General features: G+C 60.1%; 21 protein-coding genes and 3 tRNA genes. 11 read left to right on the top strand and 13 right to left on the bottom strand.

Going from position 1 to position 18,363, the window contains the following annotated elements; translation table 11 throughout:
- Positions 1-14 precede the first annotated feature (14 nt).
- The 4 genes from KUV52_RS16775 to orn all read right to left on the bottom strand — a co-directional run bounded on the left by KUV52_RS16775 (position 15) and on the right by orn (position 1,121).
- Positions 15-90, bottom strand: a tRNA-Gly gene (locus KUV52_RS16775).
- Positions 91-206: 116 nt separating this feature from the next.
- Positions 207-282 (bottom strand) — tRNA-Gly (locus tag KUV52_RS16770).
- 116 nt (positions 283-398) lie between these two features.
- Positions 399-474: transfer RNA gene (locus KUV52_RS16765), tRNA-Gly, on the bottom strand.
- Positions 475-575: 101 nt separating this feature from the next.
- Positions 576-1,121: an oligoribonuclease gene (gene orn / locus KUV52_RS16760; protein ID WP_222527091.1), complete on the bottom strand. Its 546-nt coding sequence runs from the start codon at positions 1,119-1,121 to the stop codon at positions 576-578.
- An 87-nt stretch (positions 1,122-1,208) separates the two neighbouring features.
- Here orn and rsgA point away from each other — a divergent pair, with 87 nt between their 5' ends.
- From rsgA to KUV52_RS16735, 5 genes are all read left to right on the top strand, one after another.
- Complete coding sequence (rsgA, locus tag KUV52_RS16755) at positions 1,209-2,261, top strand: small ribosomal subunit biogenesis GTPase RsgA (RefSeq protein ID WP_222527090.1); 1,053 nt, start codon at positions 1,209-1,211, stop codon at positions 2,259-2,261.
- A 22-nt stretch (positions 2,262-2,283) separates the two neighbouring features.
- Positions 2,284-3,150 (top strand): archaetidylserine decarboxylase, encoded by an 867-nt coding sequence (gene asd / locus KUV52_RS16750; RefSeq protein ID WP_222527097.1) that lies wholly within the window; start codon positions 2,284-2,286, stop codon positions 3,148-3,150.
- Positions 3,151-3,174: 24 nt separating this feature from the next.
- Entirely contained in the window at positions 3,175-4,020 is an 846-nt protein-coding gene (locus KUV52_RS16745) for a DMT family transporter (protein ID WP_222527089.1), read from the top strand.
- A gap of 80 nt (positions 4,021-4,100) precedes the next feature.
- Positions 4,101-7,274 carry a mechanosensitive ion channel domain-containing protein gene (locus tag KUV52_RS16740; protein ID WP_222527088.1) on the top strand — a complete coding sequence of 1,058 codons (3,174 nt, stop codon included), beginning with the start codon at positions 4,101-4,103 and terminating at the stop codon, positions 7,272-7,274.
- Between the two features lie 12 nt (positions 7,275-7,286).
- Positions 7,287-8,009: a glycerophosphodiester phosphodiesterase gene (locus tag KUV52_RS16735; RefSeq protein WP_222527087.1), complete on the top strand. Its 723-nt coding sequence runs from the start codon at positions 7,287-7,289 to the stop codon at positions 8,007-8,009.
- Position 8,010: 1 nt separating this feature from the next.
- Here the strand turns inward: KUV52_RS16735 and KUV52_RS16730 are convergent, their stop codons facing one another.
- Complete coding sequence (locus KUV52_RS16730; RefSeq protein WP_222527086.1) at positions 8,011-8,343, bottom strand: DUF3392 domain-containing protein; 333 nt, start codon at positions 8,341-8,343, stop codon at positions 8,011-8,013.
- A 70-nt stretch (positions 8,344-8,413) separates the two neighbouring features.
- Here KUV52_RS16730 and KUV52_RS16725 point away from each other — a divergent pair, with 70 nt between their 5' ends.
- Positions 8,414-9,310, top strand: a complete 897-nt coding sequence (locus KUV52_RS16725) for a D-2-hydroxyacid dehydrogenase (protein WP_222527085.1) — start codon at positions 8,414-8,416, stop codon at positions 9,308-9,310.
- Here KUV52_RS16725 and KUV52_RS16720 read toward each other — a convergent pair.
- On the bottom strand, positions 9,294-9,509 hold the full coding sequence (locus KUV52_RS16720) for a DUF6494 family protein (protein WP_222527084.1): 216 nt from the start codon (positions 9,507-9,509) through the stop codon (positions 9,294-9,296). The two genes, KUV52_RS16725 and KUV52_RS16720, sit on opposite strands and share 17 nt — an antisense overlap.
- Before the next feature lie 158 nt (positions 9,510-9,667).
- On the opposite strand from KUV52_RS16720, the gene KUV52_RS16715 reads away from it, so the two are divergent.
- Both KUV52_RS16715 and bfr read left to right on the top strand, forming a co-directional pair.
- On the top strand, positions 9,668-9,859 hold the full coding sequence (locus KUV52_RS16715; protein WP_222527083.1) for a bacterioferritin-associated ferredoxin: 192 nt from the start codon (positions 9,668-9,670) through the stop codon (positions 9,857-9,859).
- A 110-nt stretch (positions 9,860-9,969) separates the two neighbouring features.
- Positions 9,970-10,449, top strand: a complete 480-nt coding sequence (gene bfr / locus KUV52_RS16710) for a bacterioferritin (protein WP_222527082.1) — start codon at positions 9,970-9,972, stop codon at positions 10,447-10,449.
- A 55-nt stretch (positions 10,450-10,504) separates the two neighbouring features.
- Here the strand turns inward: bfr and KUV52_RS16705 are convergent, their stop codons facing one another.
- From KUV52_RS16705 to efp, 6 genes are all read right to left on the bottom strand, one after another.
- Positions 10,505-11,269, bottom strand: coding sequence for a metal ABC transporter permease (locus KUV52_RS16705; protein WP_222527096.1), 765 nt, complete (start codon positions 11,267-11,269; stop codon positions 10,505-10,507).
- Positions 11,266-12,204 (bottom strand): metal ABC transporter solute-binding protein, Zn/Mn family, encoded by a 939-nt coding sequence (locus KUV52_RS16700; protein WP_409996487.1) that lies wholly within the window; start codon positions 12,202-12,204, stop codon positions 11,266-11,268. The genes KUV52_RS16705 and KUV52_RS16700 overlap by 4 nt, the downstream gene beginning before the upstream one ends.
- Entirely contained in the window at positions 12,188-13,360 is a 1,173-nt protein-coding gene (locus KUV52_RS16695) for an OprO/OprP family phosphate-selective porin (RefSeq protein WP_222527081.1), read from the bottom strand. The genes KUV52_RS16700 and KUV52_RS16695 overlap by 17 nt, the downstream gene beginning before the upstream one ends.
- A 62-nt stretch (positions 13,361-13,422) precedes the next feature.
- Positions 13,423-13,716, bottom strand: a complete 294-nt coding sequence (locus KUV52_RS16690) for a hypothetical protein (protein WP_222527080.1) — start codon at positions 13,714-13,716, stop codon at positions 13,423-13,425.
- A gap of 54 nt (positions 13,717-13,770) precedes the next feature.
- Positions 13,771-14,742 carry an elongation factor P--(R)-beta-lysine ligase gene (gene epmA, locus KUV52_RS16685; protein WP_222527079.1) on the bottom strand — a complete coding sequence of 324 codons (972 nt, stop codon included), beginning with the start codon at positions 14,740-14,742 and terminating at the stop codon, positions 13,771-13,773.
- 79 nt (positions 14,743-14,821) lie between these two features.
- Positions 14,822-15,394, bottom strand: coding sequence for an elongation factor P (gene efp, locus KUV52_RS16680; RefSeq protein ID WP_222527078.1), 573 nt, complete (start codon positions 15,392-15,394; stop codon positions 14,822-14,824).
- Between the two features lie 42 nt (positions 15,395-15,436).
- Between efp and epmB the strand changes: the two genes are divergently transcribed.
- Positions 15,437-16,459, top strand: coding sequence for an EF-P beta-lysylation protein EpmB (gene epmB, locus KUV52_RS16675; RefSeq protein ID WP_222527077.1), 1,023 nt, complete (start codon positions 15,437-15,439; stop codon positions 16,457-16,459).
- 55 nt (positions 16,460-16,514) lie between these two features.
- Complete coding sequence (locus KUV52_RS16670) at positions 16,515-17,063, top strand: hypothetical protein (RefSeq protein WP_222527076.1); 549 nt, start codon at positions 16,515-16,517, stop codon at positions 17,061-17,063.
- A gap of 6 nt (positions 17,064-17,069) precedes the next feature.
- Here KUV52_RS16670 and KUV52_RS16665 read toward each other — a convergent pair whose 3' ends face one another.
- The gene (locus KUV52_RS16665) at positions 17,070-17,900 is read right to left on the bottom strand and encodes a TraB/GumN family protein (RefSeq protein ID WP_222527075.1); all 831 of its coding nucleotides are present in this window, start codon (positions 17,898-17,900) and stop codon (positions 17,070-17,072) included.
- 93 nt (positions 17,901-17,993) lie between these two features.
- Between KUV52_RS16665 and KUV52_RS16660 the strand changes: the two genes are divergently transcribed.
- Positions 17,994-18,302 carry a prephenate dehydrogenase gene (locus KUV52_RS16660; RefSeq protein WP_222527074.1) on the top strand — a complete coding sequence of 103 codons (309 nt, stop codon included), beginning with the start codon at positions 17,994-17,996 and terminating at the stop codon, positions 18,300-18,302.
- The last annotated feature ends 61 nt before the right edge of the window (positions 18,303-18,363 follow it).

Below are 18,363 nucleotides of genomic sequence, written 5' to 3'. Positions count from 1 at the left end.
GAAGACTTTGAAATTGGAGCGGCACACGAGGTTCGAACTCGTGACCTCAACCTTGGCAAGGTTGCGCTCTACCAGCTGAGCTAGTGCCGCTTCGTTTTGCACATGTTTAGTGTTGTCGGGAAGGCCAACCAAAGGTTGCGCTACTCTCCGTACCCACACTGAGCTAGTGCCGCTTCACATTGCTTCCCGAAAGAAGACTTTGAAATTGGAGCGGCACACGAGGTTCGAACTCGTGACCTCAACCTTGGCAAGGTTGCGCTCTACCAGCTGAGCTAGTGCCGCTTCGTTTTGCACATGTTTAGTGTTGTCGGTAAGGCCAACCAAAGGTTGCGCTACTCTCCGTACCCACACTGAGCTAGTGCCGCTTCGCATTGCTTCCCGAAAGAAGACTTTGAAATTGGAGCGGCACACGAGGTTCGAACTCGTGACCTCAACCTTGGCAAGGTTGCGCTCTACCAGCTGAGCTAGTGCCGCTTCGATTCACTGTGCTTGAGCCATTCGTCCCAAGCGAGGGCGCATTATAAGCAAAAACCTCTGCCCTGCAACCCCTCTTTTTCCAATTTCCGTCCGCCTGCTCAAATAGTGAAAACTTTGCGGCGATAAAACGACAACTCGGCAATGGATTCCCGGATATCGTCCAGTGCCTGATGGGTTCCAGCCTTGGAAAACTGGTCCAAAAGGGTCGGCTGCCAGCGTCGAACCAGTTCCTTAACGGTACTCACATCGATGGTGCGGTAATGGAAGTACGCTTCCAGGTCGGGCATGTACTTCACCAGGAAGCGACGGTCCTGACCAACACTGTTGCCGCAGATAGGCGACGCCCCAGCGGGTACCCATTGCGCCAGAAACGCCAGGGTCTGCCGCTCCGCTTCCGCCATGTCCACCTTACTGGCCCGAACCCGATCCGTCAGACCACTGTTACCGTGGGTTCGCACGTTCCACTCATCCATCTTGGCCAACTCGCTCTCTGGCTGATGCACCGCCAGCACCGGGCCTTCGGCCAGGACATTCAGCTCGCTGTCGGTCACGATGGTAGCGATCTCGATGATCGTGTTCTCTTCGGGATCCAACCCGGTCATCTCCAGATCGATCCAGATCAGATTGGTGGCTTGTTGTGGCATCCACGCCTCTCGCTAAGGGCTTTTTGATCAGAATGGAGTATCATACGGCCTAATTTGGGTGATGACACCGATTTCGCCAGGAGCGACGTGAGCAAAGGCAAGAAAAAGCTGACCAAAGGTCAGCTGAGACGAGTACGGGCCAATCAAAGCCGACGCCTTAAGGGCGGCGACGAACCCCAGTGGGACAACGATACCCTGGGGCCGCAACTGACCGGACGGGTAATCAGCCGCTTCGGCCAGCACGCCGATGTGGAAGATGAGCAGGGTGAGATCTTCCGCTGCAATCTGCGCCGCACCATCGACAGCCTGGTGGTAGGCGACCTGGTTGCCTGGCGTAAAGGCGCCGAGCAGATGGCCGGCATCGCAGGTGTGATTGAGGCAGTGCACCCCCGCCACAGCCAGTTGGCTCGTCCGGACTATTACGATGGCCTGAAAGTGGTGGCGGCCAATATCGACCAGATCCTGATCGTATCGGCCGTTGTACCGGAGCTCTCCTCTCAGATCATCGACCGCTACCTGGTCGCCGCAGAGGACACCGGGATCCCGCCGGTTCTGGTGCTTAATAAGGTGGACCTTCTGGATGACGAGGGCCGTGCCCTGGTTGACGAGATTCTTGAGCCCTACAAAGCGATCGGCTACCCGATGCACCTGGTGAGCAGCCAGACAGGCGAAGGGATGGCAGAGCTGGCCGAATGTCTCAATGATAAGGTCAGCATCTTTGTTGGCCAGTCTGGTGTGGGCAAGTCCTCCATGATCAACCAGTTGCTGCCTGACGCCGAGTTGCTCATCGGAGATGTATCCAGCACCTCCGGCCTGGGCCAGCACACCACCACCACTGCCCGTCTGTTACATTTCACCGACGGCGGTGACCTGATCGACTCTCCCGGTGTACGGGAGTTTGCGCTTTGGCACCTGGCGCCGGAGCGTGTCACCTGGGGCTTCAAGGAGTTTCGTGAGGTGCTCGGCACCTGCAAGTTCCGCGACTGCAAACACGGTGATGATCCTGGCTGCGCCTTGCGTGCCGCGGTAGAAGCCGGTCAAATCAGCGTGCAGCGATTTGACAACTACCACCGTATTCTGGAAACCATGAATACGGACAAACCCAACCGCCACTTTGGCAACCCGTTAACCAACAAGTAAAACTCAAGGTGCCCCAGTGTCTTTGGACAAACTGAAAGTTAACCTGCAATACGTAATGCCCAAGCATGCCCTGTCCCGACTGGTTGGCAAATTTGCCGCCTCCGAGGCCGGCCCGCTGACCACCGCTTTTATCAAGTGGTTTATCCGTCAGTACGACATCAAGATGGAAGAGGCTGTGCAGGAGGACCCCAAGTCCTATCGCACCTTCAACGAGTTCTTCACTCGTCCCCTCAAGCCGGGGCTGCGTCCTTTGGCTGAGGGCGATAACCTGCTGCTGCAACCGGTCGACGGCCGGGTCAGCCAGTGCGGCCGCATCCACGATGAGCGCCTGTTCCAGGCCAAGGGCCACGACTTCGGCCTGAAAGAGCTGCTGGGCGGCCACGACAAAGATGCGGAGCCCTTCAAAGAGGGCCATTTCGCCACCATCTACCTGTCTCCCCAGGACTACCACCGCATCCATATGCCGGTAGCGGGCACTCTGCGCCGTATGATCTACGTGCCGGGCGACCTGTTCTCAGTGAACCCGCTGACCACCGCCAATGTACCGGGCTTGTTCGCCCGTAACGAGCGCGTGGTCACCATCTTCGACACTGAGCACGGCCCTCTGGCGATGGTGCTGGTTGGCGCCACCATCGTGGCCAGCATCGAAACCGTGTGGGCAGGTACCGTCACCCCGCCGACCGGCAGCCAGGTGTTTACCTGGGACTACCCCGCTGAGGGCGAGCAGGCTGTTCACCTGGAGAAAGGGGAAGAGATGGGTCGCTTTAAGCTGGGCAGCACCGTTGTAGCCTGTTTCGGCCGCGGCATGCTGGATGAGTTCGATGATGACTTCGAGCCCGGCGACATGACCCGTCTGGGTCGCGCCATGGCGAAAGTTAAGGACGACTGACGCCCACTGCACAAGGACGTGGTTGTGAACCCGACCCTTCAGCTCCATCTGGCGGTGCTGCTCTTCAGCGGCACCGCCCTGTTCTCCAAACTGATCCCTCTCCCAGCCACCGAAATCACGGCACTCCGTTCGGTACTGGCTGGCCTTGCGCTCTTTAGCCTGCTTTTCCTGACCGGCAAGCGTGCTCGCTTGCAGCGTGGACGTGATTACCTGATTGTCGTCGGCCTGGGCGTGCTGATCGGCTTACACTGGGCCACCTACTTCGCGGGCATGCAGTACTCCACGGTCGCCATCGGCATGATCGCCTTTTTCACCTACCCGGTGATGACGGTCCTGGTGGAGCCCATTCTGGTGGGGCAGCGCCCCGCCCTGGCGGATATGGCCAGTGCCCTGATCGTTCTGTTGGGCGTGGCTCTGCTGGTGCCCACTCCCAGCCTGGACAGCAGCATCACCCAAGGCGTGCTGCTCGGGGTGCTCTCCGCGGCGCTGTTTACTGCCCGCAACCTGCTTCAACGCCGCTATTTTGCCCACTACTCCGGCGCCCAGACCATGGCTTACCAAACCTCGGTCGCTGCGCTGATGCTGCTGCCCTGGATCGAGATCCCACAGGGCGCCATGAGCCACTCCGACTGGGGCATGCTGTTGCTGCTGGGACTGGGGTTCACGGCCCTGCCCCACGCCATGCTGTCTCAATCACTGCGCACTCTGAGCGCCAAAACCGTCAGCCTGGTGTCCTGTATGCAGCCACTCTACGCCACGGTGCTGGCCGCCCTTTTGCTGGCTGAGTGGCCCGACCTCAAGACCCTGCTCGGGGGGGGATTGATTCTGGCGGCTGCACTTTATGAGACAGCACGGGCACATCGACGCTAACGGCATAGGCACCTTAAACTTTCTTCGCTACACTGACGCTGCTCGTAACTGTCACTCTCTTGCCAAAAACGCGGATCATCATGCGGCGTCTCCTTCTGCCCCTGCTCCTCCTTCTGGTCGCGGTCAGCGTCCAGGCCAATGCGCCCTTTTCCCTGGAACGACGCCTGAGTCCGTTCGGTAAGCAGGAGAACACTCAAACCACCGCAGAGCAGTGGCAAGTCCAACGTCAGCAGCTGGAAAAAGAGCAGGCGCAATACCAGAACCTGATCACCGAGTTTCCGGTCCGTCAGGCTGAGCTGCAAAGCCAGTTGAACCGGACGCTTTCCAGCGAGGTGGACCCCAGTCAGGGGTTGGCCCAGCAACTCTCTCTTGTGCACCTTGAGTTGCAGGAGCTTAAAGCCAGCACCAGCTCTTTGGCCGAGATGCGCAAGGAGATGCGTCAACGCATTGCCAGCCTGCCCCAACTGGAGCAGCAGGCCAATGTGCAACTGCGCTTGGCCTCCAGTGGCAGCGAGGCGATCCGCCAGGCACGCCAAGGCTATTTCAGCCAGCTTCTGAAAACCGTGCAGACCGAGCAGAAGGCCCTGCCTCTGCAACTGCAGCTGATCCAGCTGCGAGAACGACTGGTACACAATCAGCAGGTGGCCCTGGAGCAGCGTCTGGCCAATCTCAATGACGCCATCGCCACCGAGCGCCGGGCCCAGAGCCGCTCAGCGATCACCACCACCCTGCCCCGTGCAGGCAGCGATCCCTCATTGAGCCAGATGAGCGAAGAGAACGCTGAACTGGCCCGGGCGCTGGCCCGCATCAATGGTCGACTCGAGCAGTTGGGCAACCAGACGGTTCAGGCTGAACAGGCGTACCAGCAACTCTCCACCCACCTCAGTGAAACCCAGGAGCAACTGCAGTGGGGGGGTGGCAGTGCCGCCTTTGGTGAAGCGCTGATCCGCCAACTTAAACGCTTGGAGAAGCCCACCGCCGACAGCGCCAGCAGCCGCCAACTGAGCCAATCCCGCCTGGATCGGTATGACTACGAGCAGCATCGTGAGTCCTTGCTGCGTCAGCTCCGAAGCATCCCGAAAGAGGATCCGACTCGGGAGCTGTTGGACCGCCAGCTTTCTCTGCTGGAGCAACTGATAGACGCCCATGAGCAACTGGTTCTCGACCTTACCCGACTCAAACTTCAGCAGGAACAGTTGGCGCTGCAGTCCGAGCGCTTCCGTAAGCTGATCAACGAGCACCTGTTCTGGCTGCCCAACAACCGTCCCCTGGACCGGAACTGGACCGGCGAACTGGCCCTCAGCATCAGTTGGCTGGTCGATGCTCAGCGCATCGCCGAGTTGCGTTCTGCCGTTCGCTTCAACAGCACCGGCTGGTCACTCTGGCTGGTGCTGGTGGTGGCGGTGGTGGTGCTGTCCGATCTGCTTAAGGGTCCCTACGCCCGCCTCCAGGGGCAGCAGGCACGCTACATCGGTAACGTAACGCTGGACCGCTTCAGTGCCAGTGTCGCCTCACTGTTTACCGCCACCGCTTTCAGTCTCCTGGCGCCATTGCCACTCTGGGCAGCCGGTGCCCTGCTGTACAGCAGTGAAGGCCATCTGTTCGCGCAGGCACTTGGCAAAGCCCTGCTGTTCGTGGCGGTGCCCATCCAGCTGTACTGGACGATTCATCAGCTGAGTCGTCCGGATGGCCTGATGATCGCCCACTTCCGACGCTACCCGCCGCTGGTCAGCCATGTTTTGCGCTTCCTGAGAAAGTCGTTGTGGGTGGCAACCCCCCTGATCCTGCTGGTAGTGATGACCGACGCGTTGGATCTGGAGATGATCAAAGCCAGCCTGGGACGGGGGGCCTTCCTGGTGCTCTGTCTGGTGCTCGCCTATTTCTATCGCCGCATCTCCAAATTTGCTGGCCAATACCACCTGCATCACAGCCGTGGCCACAACGGTCGCCGTCGCCTGCTGGAAAAACTGATCTGGCTGGCGTTGATCATCGTTCCGCTGGTGGCGCTGTTCCTTGCGGCCAGGGGCTACTACTACAGTGCCCAGCAGTTGCTGAGTCAGGCACAGCTCACCGTTGTACTTGCCCTGCTCTATCTGCTGGGATACCTGATGGTGAAGCGCTGGACGCTGATTGAACGTCGGCGTTTGCAGTTTGAGCGGGCCAAGGCCAAACGGGCCGAGGCGCTGGCTCAGCGTGAGCGGGAGAAAGCAGAGGGGATCCCCGCCTCCAGTGCCGAAGGGATGCTGGAAAGTGGCGACGACCCGCTGATTGATCTGGACACCATCTCCACCCAGTCCCTGAGCCTGATGCGCAGCCTGATGGTGCTGGCGTTCTTCCTGTCGTTGATCGCGCTGTGGAGCCAGACCCACTCAGCCATGTTCAGCTTCCTGGAGGGGATCACCCTCTGGTCCAGCACCCAGATGGTGGATGGCGTGGAACAGGCGGTGCCCATTACCCTGATGTCCTTCGCCACCGCAGTGATGGTGGCGGTTTTCACCGCCATGATCGCCCGCAACCTGCCTGGTTTGCTGGAGTTGGCGCTGCTGCAGCGGCTGGAATTGAGTCCGGGCACCGGCTTCGCCATCACCTCCGTCAGCAAATACGTGATCTACACGGTTGGGGTGTTTGTCACCTTCTCCATGCTGGGTCTGGCCTGGAACAAGCTGCAGTGGCTGATTGCGGCGCTCACCTTCGGCCTGGCCTTTGGCTTGCAGGAGATCTTCGCCAACTTTATCTCCGGCATCATCATCCTGTTTGAGAAGCCGATCCGCATCGGCGATACCGTTACCATCCGGGAGTTGACCGGCACCGTTTCCAAGATCCAGATCCGCGCCACCACCATCGTGGATTGGGACAGAAAAGAGATCATCGTCCCCAACAAGGCGTTTATTACGGAGCAGTTGGTGAACTGGTCGCTGTCCGACCCCATCACCCGCATCACCATGAAAATTTCGGTTGCCCGGGACTCCGACCCCGCGCTGGTGGAAGCCCTGCTGCATCAGGCGGTTAAAGAGTGCCCGCTGGCACTGGAGAATCCGGAACCGGAGATCTACTTCGGTGGCTTTGGCAGCCACACCCAGGACTTCGAGATGCGCGCATACGCCGACGAGATGGGCAAGCGCTGGCCGTTGCGCCACGACCTGCATATGCGGATTCTGTCCAAGTTCCGCGAAGCGGGTGTGGTACTGGCCTACCCGCAGATGGATCTGCATATCCGCTCCGGCGACGCCAAAGAGAGCGGCCTGATCCGCTAACGGGAGAATCGCATGTTGATCATTGCTCACCGCGGCGCCTCCGGCCACGCACCGGAAAACACTCTGGCCGCCATGGACAAGGCGCTGGCGCTGGGCGCCGACGCCATCGAACTGGACCTGCAGTGTGTCGAGGGCACCCTGGTGGTGCTGCACGACCGCTATCTCCACAAAACCACCAACGGCAAAGGGCCGCTGAGCGCCCAAACCCTGGCCTCTCTGGCCCAGCTGGATGCGGGTGAGGGCGAGCGGGTGCCAACCTTATGGCAGGTATTGGAGCGGGTTGCCGGGCGCTGTGATTTCAACCTGGAGCTGAAAGGCCACGACACCGTTGAGCCCCTGTTGGCGATTCTGCAGCGCGCTGAAAAGGAGCTCGGCTATCGTCCCGAGCAGTTCCAAATCTCCTCCTTCCATCACCCGCTGCTGGCCCGGGTCAAAGCCGCCCGGCCCGATCTGGCGATCGGCGCACTGATCGCCAGCCTGCCACAGGATTACGCCGCCTTCGGCAGCGCGCTGGGGGCAGACTCCATCAATGTGGATGTGGATTTCGTCAATCAGGCGCTGGTGGATGACGCCCATCGTCGCGGACTCAAGGTGTTTGTTTACACCGTCGATCAACCGGAAGACATCCGCGCTATGGCGACGCTGGGTGTGGATGGGATATTCAGCAACTACCCGGATCACTCCCGGCAGTTGCTGGGGGGCCATACCCTGCCCCCGGGCCAGTGCTGGCGCTGAATCAGATCTGGCGGTGACGCTCCGCCCAGACGCCGATAAAGAGGAAGGTCAGGGTCACCACCGCCAGCAGCCAATGAGCACTCAAACCGGAGAGCTGGGTGGCCAGCCAGGGAGCAACCACGGTGATCAGCAACCCATAGCCAAACGCAATCAGCGCGACATAGAGCAGGGTTCTCAGCAGAAAATGCCAGTTGCGGATGCGGGCTCGGATAAAGCTCTGGATGTCACCATGCAACACCACCAGGGCGCAGGCCACCATCGCAGTGGCGATGGAACCGAGATAGGGGTAAAGCGTGCCGCCCAGGGCCGCGGTCAGATCGGACAGCCAATCCATCAGAGATCCTTTCACTTGTCAGTTTCAGTCCGTATCTTACAGCGACAGAAACATCAGGACATTGGATCCCATGGAAAAAATTCTGCTGCTGACTGGCGACAATATCGCCTACCAACAACGGCTCGGCACCTGCCAGTTCACCGATGATCCCGACAGCGCTGCCATCTGGCTGGCCGAGCCCGCCCGGGCCGCGGCACTGCTGCGACAGGGGCACCGTCCCGACTGGCTGGCCAGCACCTTTGCCGGCGTAGATGCTCTGATCGCGCCCGACCTGCCCCGGGATTACACCCTCACCAATGTTCGTGGGATCTTTGGTCCCCTGATGGCCCAGTACGTGTTTGCCCACCTGCTGTCCCGACTGCGGGAACTGCCCCGCTACGCCAAGCAGCAAGCGGACGCACAGTGGCAGCCTCACCCCTATGGCTCGCTGGAGGGGCAAACTCTTGTGCTGCTGGGCACAGGGGACATCGGCCGGCACATTGCCATGGCGGCCAGCGCCTTTGGCATGAAGGTGACTGGGGTCAGCCGCAGCGGCAACCCGGCCCCCGGTTATGATGAAGTGCATCCCGTTAGCGCTCTGGACAAGGTTCTGCCCCGGGCTGACGTACTGGTGTCGGTGCTGCCCAATACGCCTCAAAGCCACCACCTTCTCAACACCGAGACTCTGGCCTGGCTGCCTGAGCATGCGGTACTGATCAACGTAGGCCGGGGCCACACTCTCTGCCTTGAAGCCCTCCTGACCCAACTCGACCAAAATCGTCTGGCTCACGCCATTCTCGACGTGTTCGAGCAGGAGCCGCTGAGCGCCGACTCACCGCTGTGGGGCCACCCAAAGGTGACCATTACCCCCCATGTGGCCGCCACCAGCTTTCCGGACCAGATCGCCGCTCAGTTTCTGGATAATCTGGCGCGATATCGCCGGGATGAGCCCCTGATCAACCAGGTGGAGTTCACTCGGGGTTATTAAGATCCAGCTCACCCGTCACCGTATGCTCCAGCCCCAACTCCGGGGCGGTCAGGGTCATGGTTAAGCGAACCGGCTCTCCCTCTGACAGGTTTCCGGACCGCTCCGCCTTGGCCAGAGCATCAGTCAGGGCACGGTGACTGGTGATCCCCACCTCTTTCAAAAAACGGCGAATCGCCATATCCCTTTGTTCCTCTTGCATATAAGCCTCCGACAGTAAGAACTGATCTGATCCAACTCACAGTTTTTTATAACCGCATCCCGGGAGTTCGGCCAGAATCGGACTAAATCGCAATTAGACATGCGAATCGTTTGCATTTACTCTCTGGTTAACTTGAACAGGATTCAGCAGAGACAACGATGTACGTATGTGTGTGCTACGGCGTGACCGACAAGCAGGTAAAACAAGCGGTGGAAGGCGGTGCGGTGGATCTTAAGTCCCTGCAGAAAGCGCTGAACGTCGGCACCCAGTGCGGCAAGTGCATCAAGACCACTCTGGAGGTGATGCAGCAACAGCTGGATGTGACTCCGAACTACTACGAAGTGGCCTGAGGCACCTTCTCTCCTCTCCTGCGCGCCTGACGGTTTTCGCCGCCAGCGCGTGGCGCCCTTATGCGCCCCTGTCTAAGCTTGGCTCATGTTCACAGCCAAGGTACGTCCCAATGAAAGCCGACCCCAAGGTGATTGCCCATCTGAATAAGGTGCTGGGTAACGAGCTTATTGCCATCAACCAATACTTCCTGCACGCCCGCATGTACAAGGATTGGGGCCTGAAGCGGATTGCCGACAAGGAGTATCACGAATCGATCGACGAGATGAACCACGCCGATCACCTGATTGAGCGCATCCTCTTTCTTGAGGGGCTCCCCAACCTCCAATCCCTCGGCAAGCTCCGCATCGGCGAGCACACCAAAGAGATGCTGGAATGCGATCTCGCGCTGGAGATGGATGCAATCCCGGATCTTCGTGAAGCGATCGCCTACTGTGAATCGGTGCGGGACTTCGTCAGTCGGGACCTGTTTGAGGACATTCTCGAAGACGAGGAGGAGCACGTGGACTGGCTGGAAACTCAGTTGGAGCTGATCGACAAGGTCGGGATCCAGAACTACCTGCAAACCCAGACCATCGATGAGGAGGAGTAACCGCCTCCCTCGCCATTCAGCAGTAAAAAGGGACGCCTCCGCGTCCCTTTTTCGTTTACTGTGCGGTTGGGTTGCGGCTGATGATCCGCACCACCACCGCCACCACAGCCAGAGTGCAGACAATGGTTGCCCCGGAGGGCAGGTCTCGCCCTGCGGACAACCAGAGGCCTGCGGCGTAGCCCACCACACCGGTAACATAGCCCCAGACCAAGGCCCGCTTTCCGCTCAGACGGTTAACCGCCAGTGCCGGCAGGATCAGGCTGGAGAACACCAGATAAACCCCCACCAGAGGCACCGACATGGTGATCACCAGCGCAAACAGCGGGTAGAAGGCCCGCCCCCGCAGCAGCGTTGGTCGCCACAACAAGAGCCCCAACACCAGCAAGGTCACCAACGCGGGCAAAACCAGGCTGTTCCAGTCGGTCCAAAGGATCTGGCCGGACAGCAGCTGTTTTAGCAACTCACCGCCATGGGGATCCTGAGCCAGCACCAGCATTGCAGCAACCGCGGAGAGCACATAGAGGCAGCCAATCAGCGCCTCCAGCTCACTCTTATAGTGACGCTCCAGCACGGCGATCAGTCCCGCTCCCGCCAGGGCAAACAGCGCCGGCAACAACCAGGTCATCCCGGGCAGGTGTGCCAGGTCATGATGGGTGTGCGCTAACACTGCCCCCAGAGCAGCGATCTGGGCTAGGGCCAGATCGATAAAGATGATGCCGCGGGCCAGTACCTGCCGCCCCATCACCACGTGACTGGCCAGCACCAGCAATCCAGCGGCCATGGCAGGCATCAGGATACTGATCAGCGTCGCATCCATCAGCGCGTACCTCCCTGCACTGACAACAGCCCCTGAATGACTTGCTCATACAGGTCAAACAGGTCCTCGACCCCTTCGGCACCCGGCGCAAAGGGCAGCATCACCAGAGGGAGATCCGCTCGCTCAGCCAGCCACTTTGCCCCCCGGCTGTCCTGATAGCCGGTGTAGACCACCACCATAACGTCACCTTGAGCCGTGCGGTCCAGCAGTGTTGCCAGATGCGCGCTGGTGGGTGCCAGACCAGGCTTGGGTTCCAGATCACCCACCTGCTCCATACCAAGCCAGTCAAACAGGTAGCGGAAGCTGGTGTGGTAGGCGATCACCTTCTTACCGTTGAGGGGCGCTGCCATCGCTTCCCACTTTGGAACGGCGACGTCCCAGCGGGTCTGAAACGCTTCAAGATGGCTCAGGTACTCCCCCTTGTTCGCAGGATCCAACTCCGCAAGCCGGGCCGCCAGCGCAGAGGCCACCGCAGCAACCCGCTGCGGTGAAAACTGGATGTGCGGATTGCCCTGAGCATGCACATCCCCCATGGTGCGATCGACATTGGCCAGCTGGTCCAGGTTCTGCACCTGATCCGACGCATAAAACATCCCCAGCTGCCCGTCGCGCACCTTGGGGTTATTGGCCTTCATCTGCAGCATCGGCAGCCAGCCAATCTCCAGATCGGCTCCGGCGCAAACCACCAGATCCGCCCGCCGCATCTTGGCGATCAAACTGGGCCGGGCCTGCACCTGATGAGGATCCTGCAGAGCAGTGGTCGCACTGAAGATGGTCGCATCCGGTGCCAGTTCTCTGGCCAGTGAGGCGTACTCCGGTTCACAGGCAAAAATCGACAGAGCCCAGCTGCGTGGCGCCCACAGCATTATCAAGGCCGCCAGCAACAGCACTGGCAGAGCCCGAAACAGGCCATGAGTGACGTTAGAATTGATGTGCACCGTGAGCCCCCAGGGTCATGATGTATTGCAGAGTGACCACGTGGTCATCAAAGTCGCCCAACTCGGTCACATCCTGATGGGTGTACTGCAATCGCACCGTGGAGAAGTGGCTGGCGTGCCAGGCAACCATCGCTTCGGTTTCCTTGATGCGGGCATCGTGGAAATGGCCATGGTCCCCTTCCAGCTCAAACAGGGCGGCGTTCATTTCGCCGTAGCGCACTGCGGCAGACCAGCTTGGATTGAATTGGTACAGCGCGGACAGGTACCAACCATCATAGTACTCTGGCGCGCCCTCCTCCTCGCCATGATCGCCATGCTCAAAAGGCGCATCCAGGTAGAAGTATTCGCCACTTACCGTCAGGTGGTTGTACTTGTAGTTGCCGTTCGGGGCCCACTTGTAGACCGCAGAGAGGTTAAACAGATCCCGCCCGGTAAATTGGGCGCCATGGGCATGGTCATGGCCCGGTTCCTCGGCCGCTTCAACATGCTCATGCTCCTCCAGATGACCCTGACCATTCTCATTGCGCAACCAAGAGAGACCCGCCTGCCAGCTGTGAGACAGCCCGATATCCCCGCCAAGCTTGGTGTAGAGGTGATAGACCCCAACGGTTTCGGGCGCTTCCAACTCTTCAGCCTGGAGCGGGTCGCCACTGAATACCTCGCCGCCCAACTCCCAGTAGGTGTCGGTCGGCGCCACCCAGTTGAGTCTCACCCCATCATCAAAGTAGTGGCCGCCCAGAAAGGCGCGGTATGCCGCTGGACGCTCAACAAAGGCGTCGGTGTGGAGGTGCTGGTTGTTGAGATAGCCGATATCAGAGAGGAAACGGCCCGCCCGTACAGAGAGTCCGCCGGGCAGCGCCAGGGTTTGGATAAAGGCCTCTTCCAGGCCGATCTCCGTCTCCCCGTCCTGTGTTTCCAGTACGGTGGTCAGCTTGCCGTAGAAGCGATCATCGATTGCGGCGGAAAGGGCCAGTTCGGTATGGCCCAGACCGAAGCCCTCTTCCCGCTCGCCCAGCGGGCGCTCTCCGTCCTGGTAGTAGCCATCCAATACCACGGAGATGTTGGGGTTGGTCAGGGTTCCGGGGGTTGCCGCAAACGCCAAAGAGGAAACGCCGCTCAGCGCCAGGCCGACGGCAACAGTAGTCCGATTTTTCATGTTTTCTGATCCTTAGGAAATTGAGTGCAGACACCGACAATCCGGTGCCGGTTGGAATCGCATCAAACTCGAGGATCAGCGGGGGGCGCGCGGGCGCTGTAGTTGGGTAGCGGGTTTACGGTCGGGGTGGCTGGCAGGCTTAGAGGCTGCCAGCGGAAAGGCACCACCGTGGCCAGATCTGGAAGGAGATGGCTGAACAGCTGTTGCAGCTGGGTCTGGTGGGCAAAGAAGTCACACTGTTCGGAAAGGGTGATGTCGTCATGGACATGGCTCAGCTCATGGGCCGGAGCCGCTAGCGAAATCGCCAGCAGCCAGAACACCATCGCCATTGCTGAGACCCGTGGGTAACGCTTCACCGTTTCTCCTAAAAACGTCCTTCCTTGCCCATCCCGGGCGGCCCCAATAGTAACTTAGGCGTTAAAAACTGGGAAGGGGATCACATCTTTTATGGCTTTTGCGTCCAGAGCCAGCATCACCAGACGGTCTATCCCGAGCGCCACGCCCGCGCAATCCGGCAGTCCCGATGCCAGTGCCGCAATCAGATGCTCATCAATGGGACGCTCCGGCAGGCCATGTTGGCGGCGTTGCTCATTGTCCGCGATAAAGCGGGCTCGCTGCTCTTCGGCGTCCGCCAGTTCATGGAACCCGTTGGCCAGTTCCACGCCCTTGTAATACACCTCGAAGCGCCGAGCCACGCGAGGATCGGCATCGTCGATGCGGGCCAGTGCCGCCTGGGAGGCGGGGAAATGGAACACCATCGCGGGCACTTGCTGGCCGATGTTGGGCTCAACCACGGTGGCAAACAACAGCTGCAGCAGGGTATCGCTGTCCTCTTCGCTATCCGCCAGGTCACCCATACCGTGTTGATGGCACAGGGCACGAAGGTCGGCTAATGAGGCACTCAGAGGATTGCAGCCCAGCACCTTCTCAAAGGCATCGGCGTAACTCAGACGTTCCGGTTTGCCGCAATCCAGCACGGTCTGGAGCAGATCCGCCATCTCATCCATCAGGGCATGATGGTCAAACCCAACCCGGTACCACTCCAGCATGGTGAATTCGGGGTTGTGGAACCGTCCCGCTTCCTCGTTGCGGAAGCTTCGACACAGCTGATAGATGGAGCCACTGCCCGCACACAGCATCCGCTTCATGTGATACTCAGGCGAGGTCATCAGGTAGAGCGGAAGGCCCTGTGCCGCGCCCGGGCCAACAAAGTGAGTCTGGAAGTTGTGCAGGTGGACGTCGGTCACCGCCGCTTGCGACAGGCAGGGAGTTTCCACCTCCCACACGCCACGTTCCGCGAAGAACGCCCGGATACGACTCACCAGCGCGGCACGCTGCTTTAATACCGCCATGTCGGCAGTGGGTTGCCAGGATTGGCTCATTGCTCCATCCCCATTTGTGTCTCAAAACAAAAATAGTGGGCCGGAGCCCACTATTTTCAGAACGATGTGCAGCGAAAGATTACTTGCTGCGAACGCGCTCTACGTACTCACCGGTACGGGTATCCACTTTCACCACTTCACCGATGGCGATAAACAGCGGTACACGAACTACAGCACCGGTGGCCAGGGTAGCAGGCTTACCGCCGGTGCCCTGAGTGTCGCCTTTCAGGCCCGGGTCAGTTTCGGTCACTTCCAGCTCAACGAAGTTCGGCGGGGTCACGGTGATCGGGTTACCGTCCCACACGGTGATGGTGCAGACGTCCTGCTCCACCAGCCACTTCTCGGCGTCGCCAATCGCTTTCGCGTCAGCAGCGATCTGCTCAAAGGTATCGTTGTTCATGAAGTGCCAGAACTCGCCATCGCTGTAGAGATAGGCCAGTTCGTGGTCCATGACGTCAGCCGCTTCAACGGTGTCACCGGATTTAAAGGTTTTTTCCAGTACCTTGCCGGTCAGCAGTTTGCGGATTTTCACACGGTTAAAGGCTTGGCCTTTGCCCGGCTTAACGAACTCGTTCTCGATGATGTTGCACGGCTCGCCGTCCAGCATTATCTTTAGCCCGGAACGAAACTCGTTTGTTGCGTAAGAAGCCATCTTTACTCTCTTCCAGCAGTTCTGTTGAAGTTTAACCGCCCAATGATAACCCGAAATTCCGACTCTGTGCAGGGTGTTGACCGCACCTGGCAGCGTGAGCTGGCTGAAGCGTATCGCTCGCCCGCGCAACTGCTGACCGCACTGGACCTGGATCCCGCCCAGTTCGGTGACGGCCTCAATGCCCGTCGCCTCTTTCCCATGCTGGTTCCCAAGCCCTTTGCCGCTGCCATGGTTCCGGGCGATCCGGCGGATCCCCTGCTGCGCCAAGTGCTGCCGATCGGCGATGAGTTTGCTGATGTACCGGGATTCGGGCCGGATCCCATTGGCGAACAGGATGGCCCTTTGCCGGGCTTGCTGCACAAGTACCGCAGCCGGGTTCTGCTGATGCTGCGCACCGGCTGCGCGGTGAACTGCCGCTACTGTTTCCGTCGCCACTTCCCCTACGCCGACCACAGGGTAGGCCAGGCGGAGCTGGAGCAGGCCAGGCAGTACATCGCAGCGGATACCAACATTAATGAACTGCTGCTCTCCGGGGGCGACCCGTTAATGGCCCGGGACGATCATCTGGCCGCGCTGTTCGAGCAGTTCCGCGACCTGCCCCACCTTAAGCGCCTGCGTATCCACAGCCGCCTTCCGGTGGTGCTGCCCAGCCGGGTGACCGACCAGTTGGTGACGCTTCTGAGCAGCCTGCCCTGGCAGGTGGTGCTGGTGTTGCACATCAACCACCCTAACGAACTGCAACCGGAGTTGGTCGCCGGACTGGCGCGGCTGAAAGCCGCCGGTGTGACCCTGCTGAACCAGGCGGTATTGCTTAAAGGGGTGAACGACAATGCCGACACCCTGGTGGCACTCTCAGAAACGCTGTTTGAGGCAGGCGTACTGCCCTACTACCTCCATCTGCTGGACCGGGTGCAGGGTGCCGCCCACTTCGAGGTCTCAGAGGATGAGGCCCGTAGCTTGATGGCCGCCCAACTCGACCGCCTGCCGGGATTCCTGGTGCCCAGGCTGGTTCGAGAGATTGCGGGTCAACCCAGTAAAACCCCCATCGATCTGAAGCTGGTTTAGCGGGGACAGCTTGGGTAGGATGGGCGCCCTGTTGTCCGGGCAGCAAGGAGGCCCCATGTCCACCCACTGGCTTATCACCGATATCTGGGGGCAGCACGCCACGCTGGACCCCTTTATTGAGCGCCTCGGTTCCGTCGCGCCAGAGTGGCAGGTGTTGGACCCCTACAGTGGCCAGCGCTTCGCCTTTGAAGATGAAAACCAGGCCTACCAATACTTTCTGCACCGCTGCAGCAAAGCGACCTATCAACAGAAGGTGGCCACCATGCTGGAGCAGGCGGAAACGCCCGTTACTCTCCTGGCCTGCAGCGCGGGCGCCAATGCCCTCTGGCCGCTACTGAGCGGGCCCCTGGCCGCCAAGATCAAGAAAGCGGTGCTGGTGTATGGTTCCGCCCTCCCCCAACAGCCGCTGACGTCCCAGTGCGAGGTGGCCCTGCTGCTGTGCCGCGATGACGCCGGTGTCACTGAACAGGAAGAAGCGCTGCGTGCACTGGGCCCCTGTCTGATCAGCGATGCGCCCCACGGCTTTCTCAATCCCCGCGCGCCGGGCTTTGACGCTGCAGCCGCTGAGGAAGCCGAAGTCTGGCTGCATCAGCAACTGCGTTGAGCCCATTCAGGGCAGTTGGCAGTGCGCCTGCCAGCAATCCTTAACCTGGAGCCCGGCCTGTTTCAGCAGCGCCGGGATCCCGTCCGGCCCCACCAGGTGGCCCGCGCCAACCGCGATAAAAATACCATCTTGCCGCAGCAGCCAGTCACCAATGGTGCCCGCCATGTCGTGATTGCGATCCACCATCAGCCGCTGCCACAACTCATCGGAATCGGACAGTCCCTCGCGCATTAACGCATCCAGCACCTGAGCATCGCCGCCGCGCCAGGCATCAATCAACTCAGCGGGATCTGCATCCTCCAGCGTGGCTTCCAGCATGGCCAGCTGCGCGTCCTGACTCAGTTCGGTAAAGATCGCCATCTGCCGCCCCATGCTCTCCAGCTGCCACAAAGGCTTCTGTCCCTTACGGGAGAGCAGCATGCTGTCCACTCCCAGGTCGGGCGAATAGCCCGCCTGCATCATCTGGAACATCGCCAGCTGGGCACTGAGCAGCCAGGGGCTGGTATTGAGATCGCAAGGGATGGCCAGGGTCTGGCAAAGGGCGCTGACCTGCTTCGCCAGTGGCGCGGGCAGCGGAGCTTCGGCGCGACCATAGCGCGCCAGCAGCGTGGGCACCTGAGGGTCATTGGGATCCGCTTCCAGCGCCAGGATCTGAGAGTGGGAGAACGCGTCCTCCACCTGAGATGGCAGAGGATAGAAATCTTTCGAGCCCACATGGATGGTGCCCAGTAACCAGGCCGTGTGGCCGTGGGCCTGCACCTGATAGAAGGGCGGACGGTCCTCCGGGGCAGCCCAAAGGGCAAACGGAAACAGCAGCAAGAGCAGCCAGGCGCGCATAAGATCTCCCTAACTATCCGCCTCCGTCGTCAGCGACGGGGGCTTTTTGGTTATACTGTGGCGATTTTCCAACACCAGCTTACAGGACAGAAGATGTCTTTCGACACCGTAATTGAACAGTACCGTCAGAGCCTTCAGGCCGCTTACCGACAAGCGGTGGATGCCGATGCCCTGCTCGATGGCCTGCAGCAGGACGGCAAGGGCAAGTTCAGCGCCATTTTCCGCGAAGACGCCGGATTCAACACCCAGGCCAGCCGCTTTGTGCCTTACGTACAGGAACTGGCGGACACCCTGAGTCGCTTCGAAGCGGAGCCCAATGCCGAGGCACTGCCCCAGATGGTCCAGCAGCTGGAACTGGTGCTGAGTACTCTGGCCCAGTTGCGTCAGCAGCTCAAAGGCTAAAGTTGCGTCAGCAGGTAAAAGGGTAACAACGTAAAAAAAGCCGCTTTTCAGCGGCTTTTTT

It is taken from the genome of Ferrimonas balearica (assembly GCF_019802055.1).
Classification (GTDB): Bacteria; Pseudomonadota; Gammaproteobacteria; order Enterobacterales; family Shewanellaceae; genus Ferrimonas; species Ferrimonas balearica_A.
Note: the sequence above shows the minus strand (reverse complement) of the source record. Positions and strands in the feature narration are given on the sequence as shown.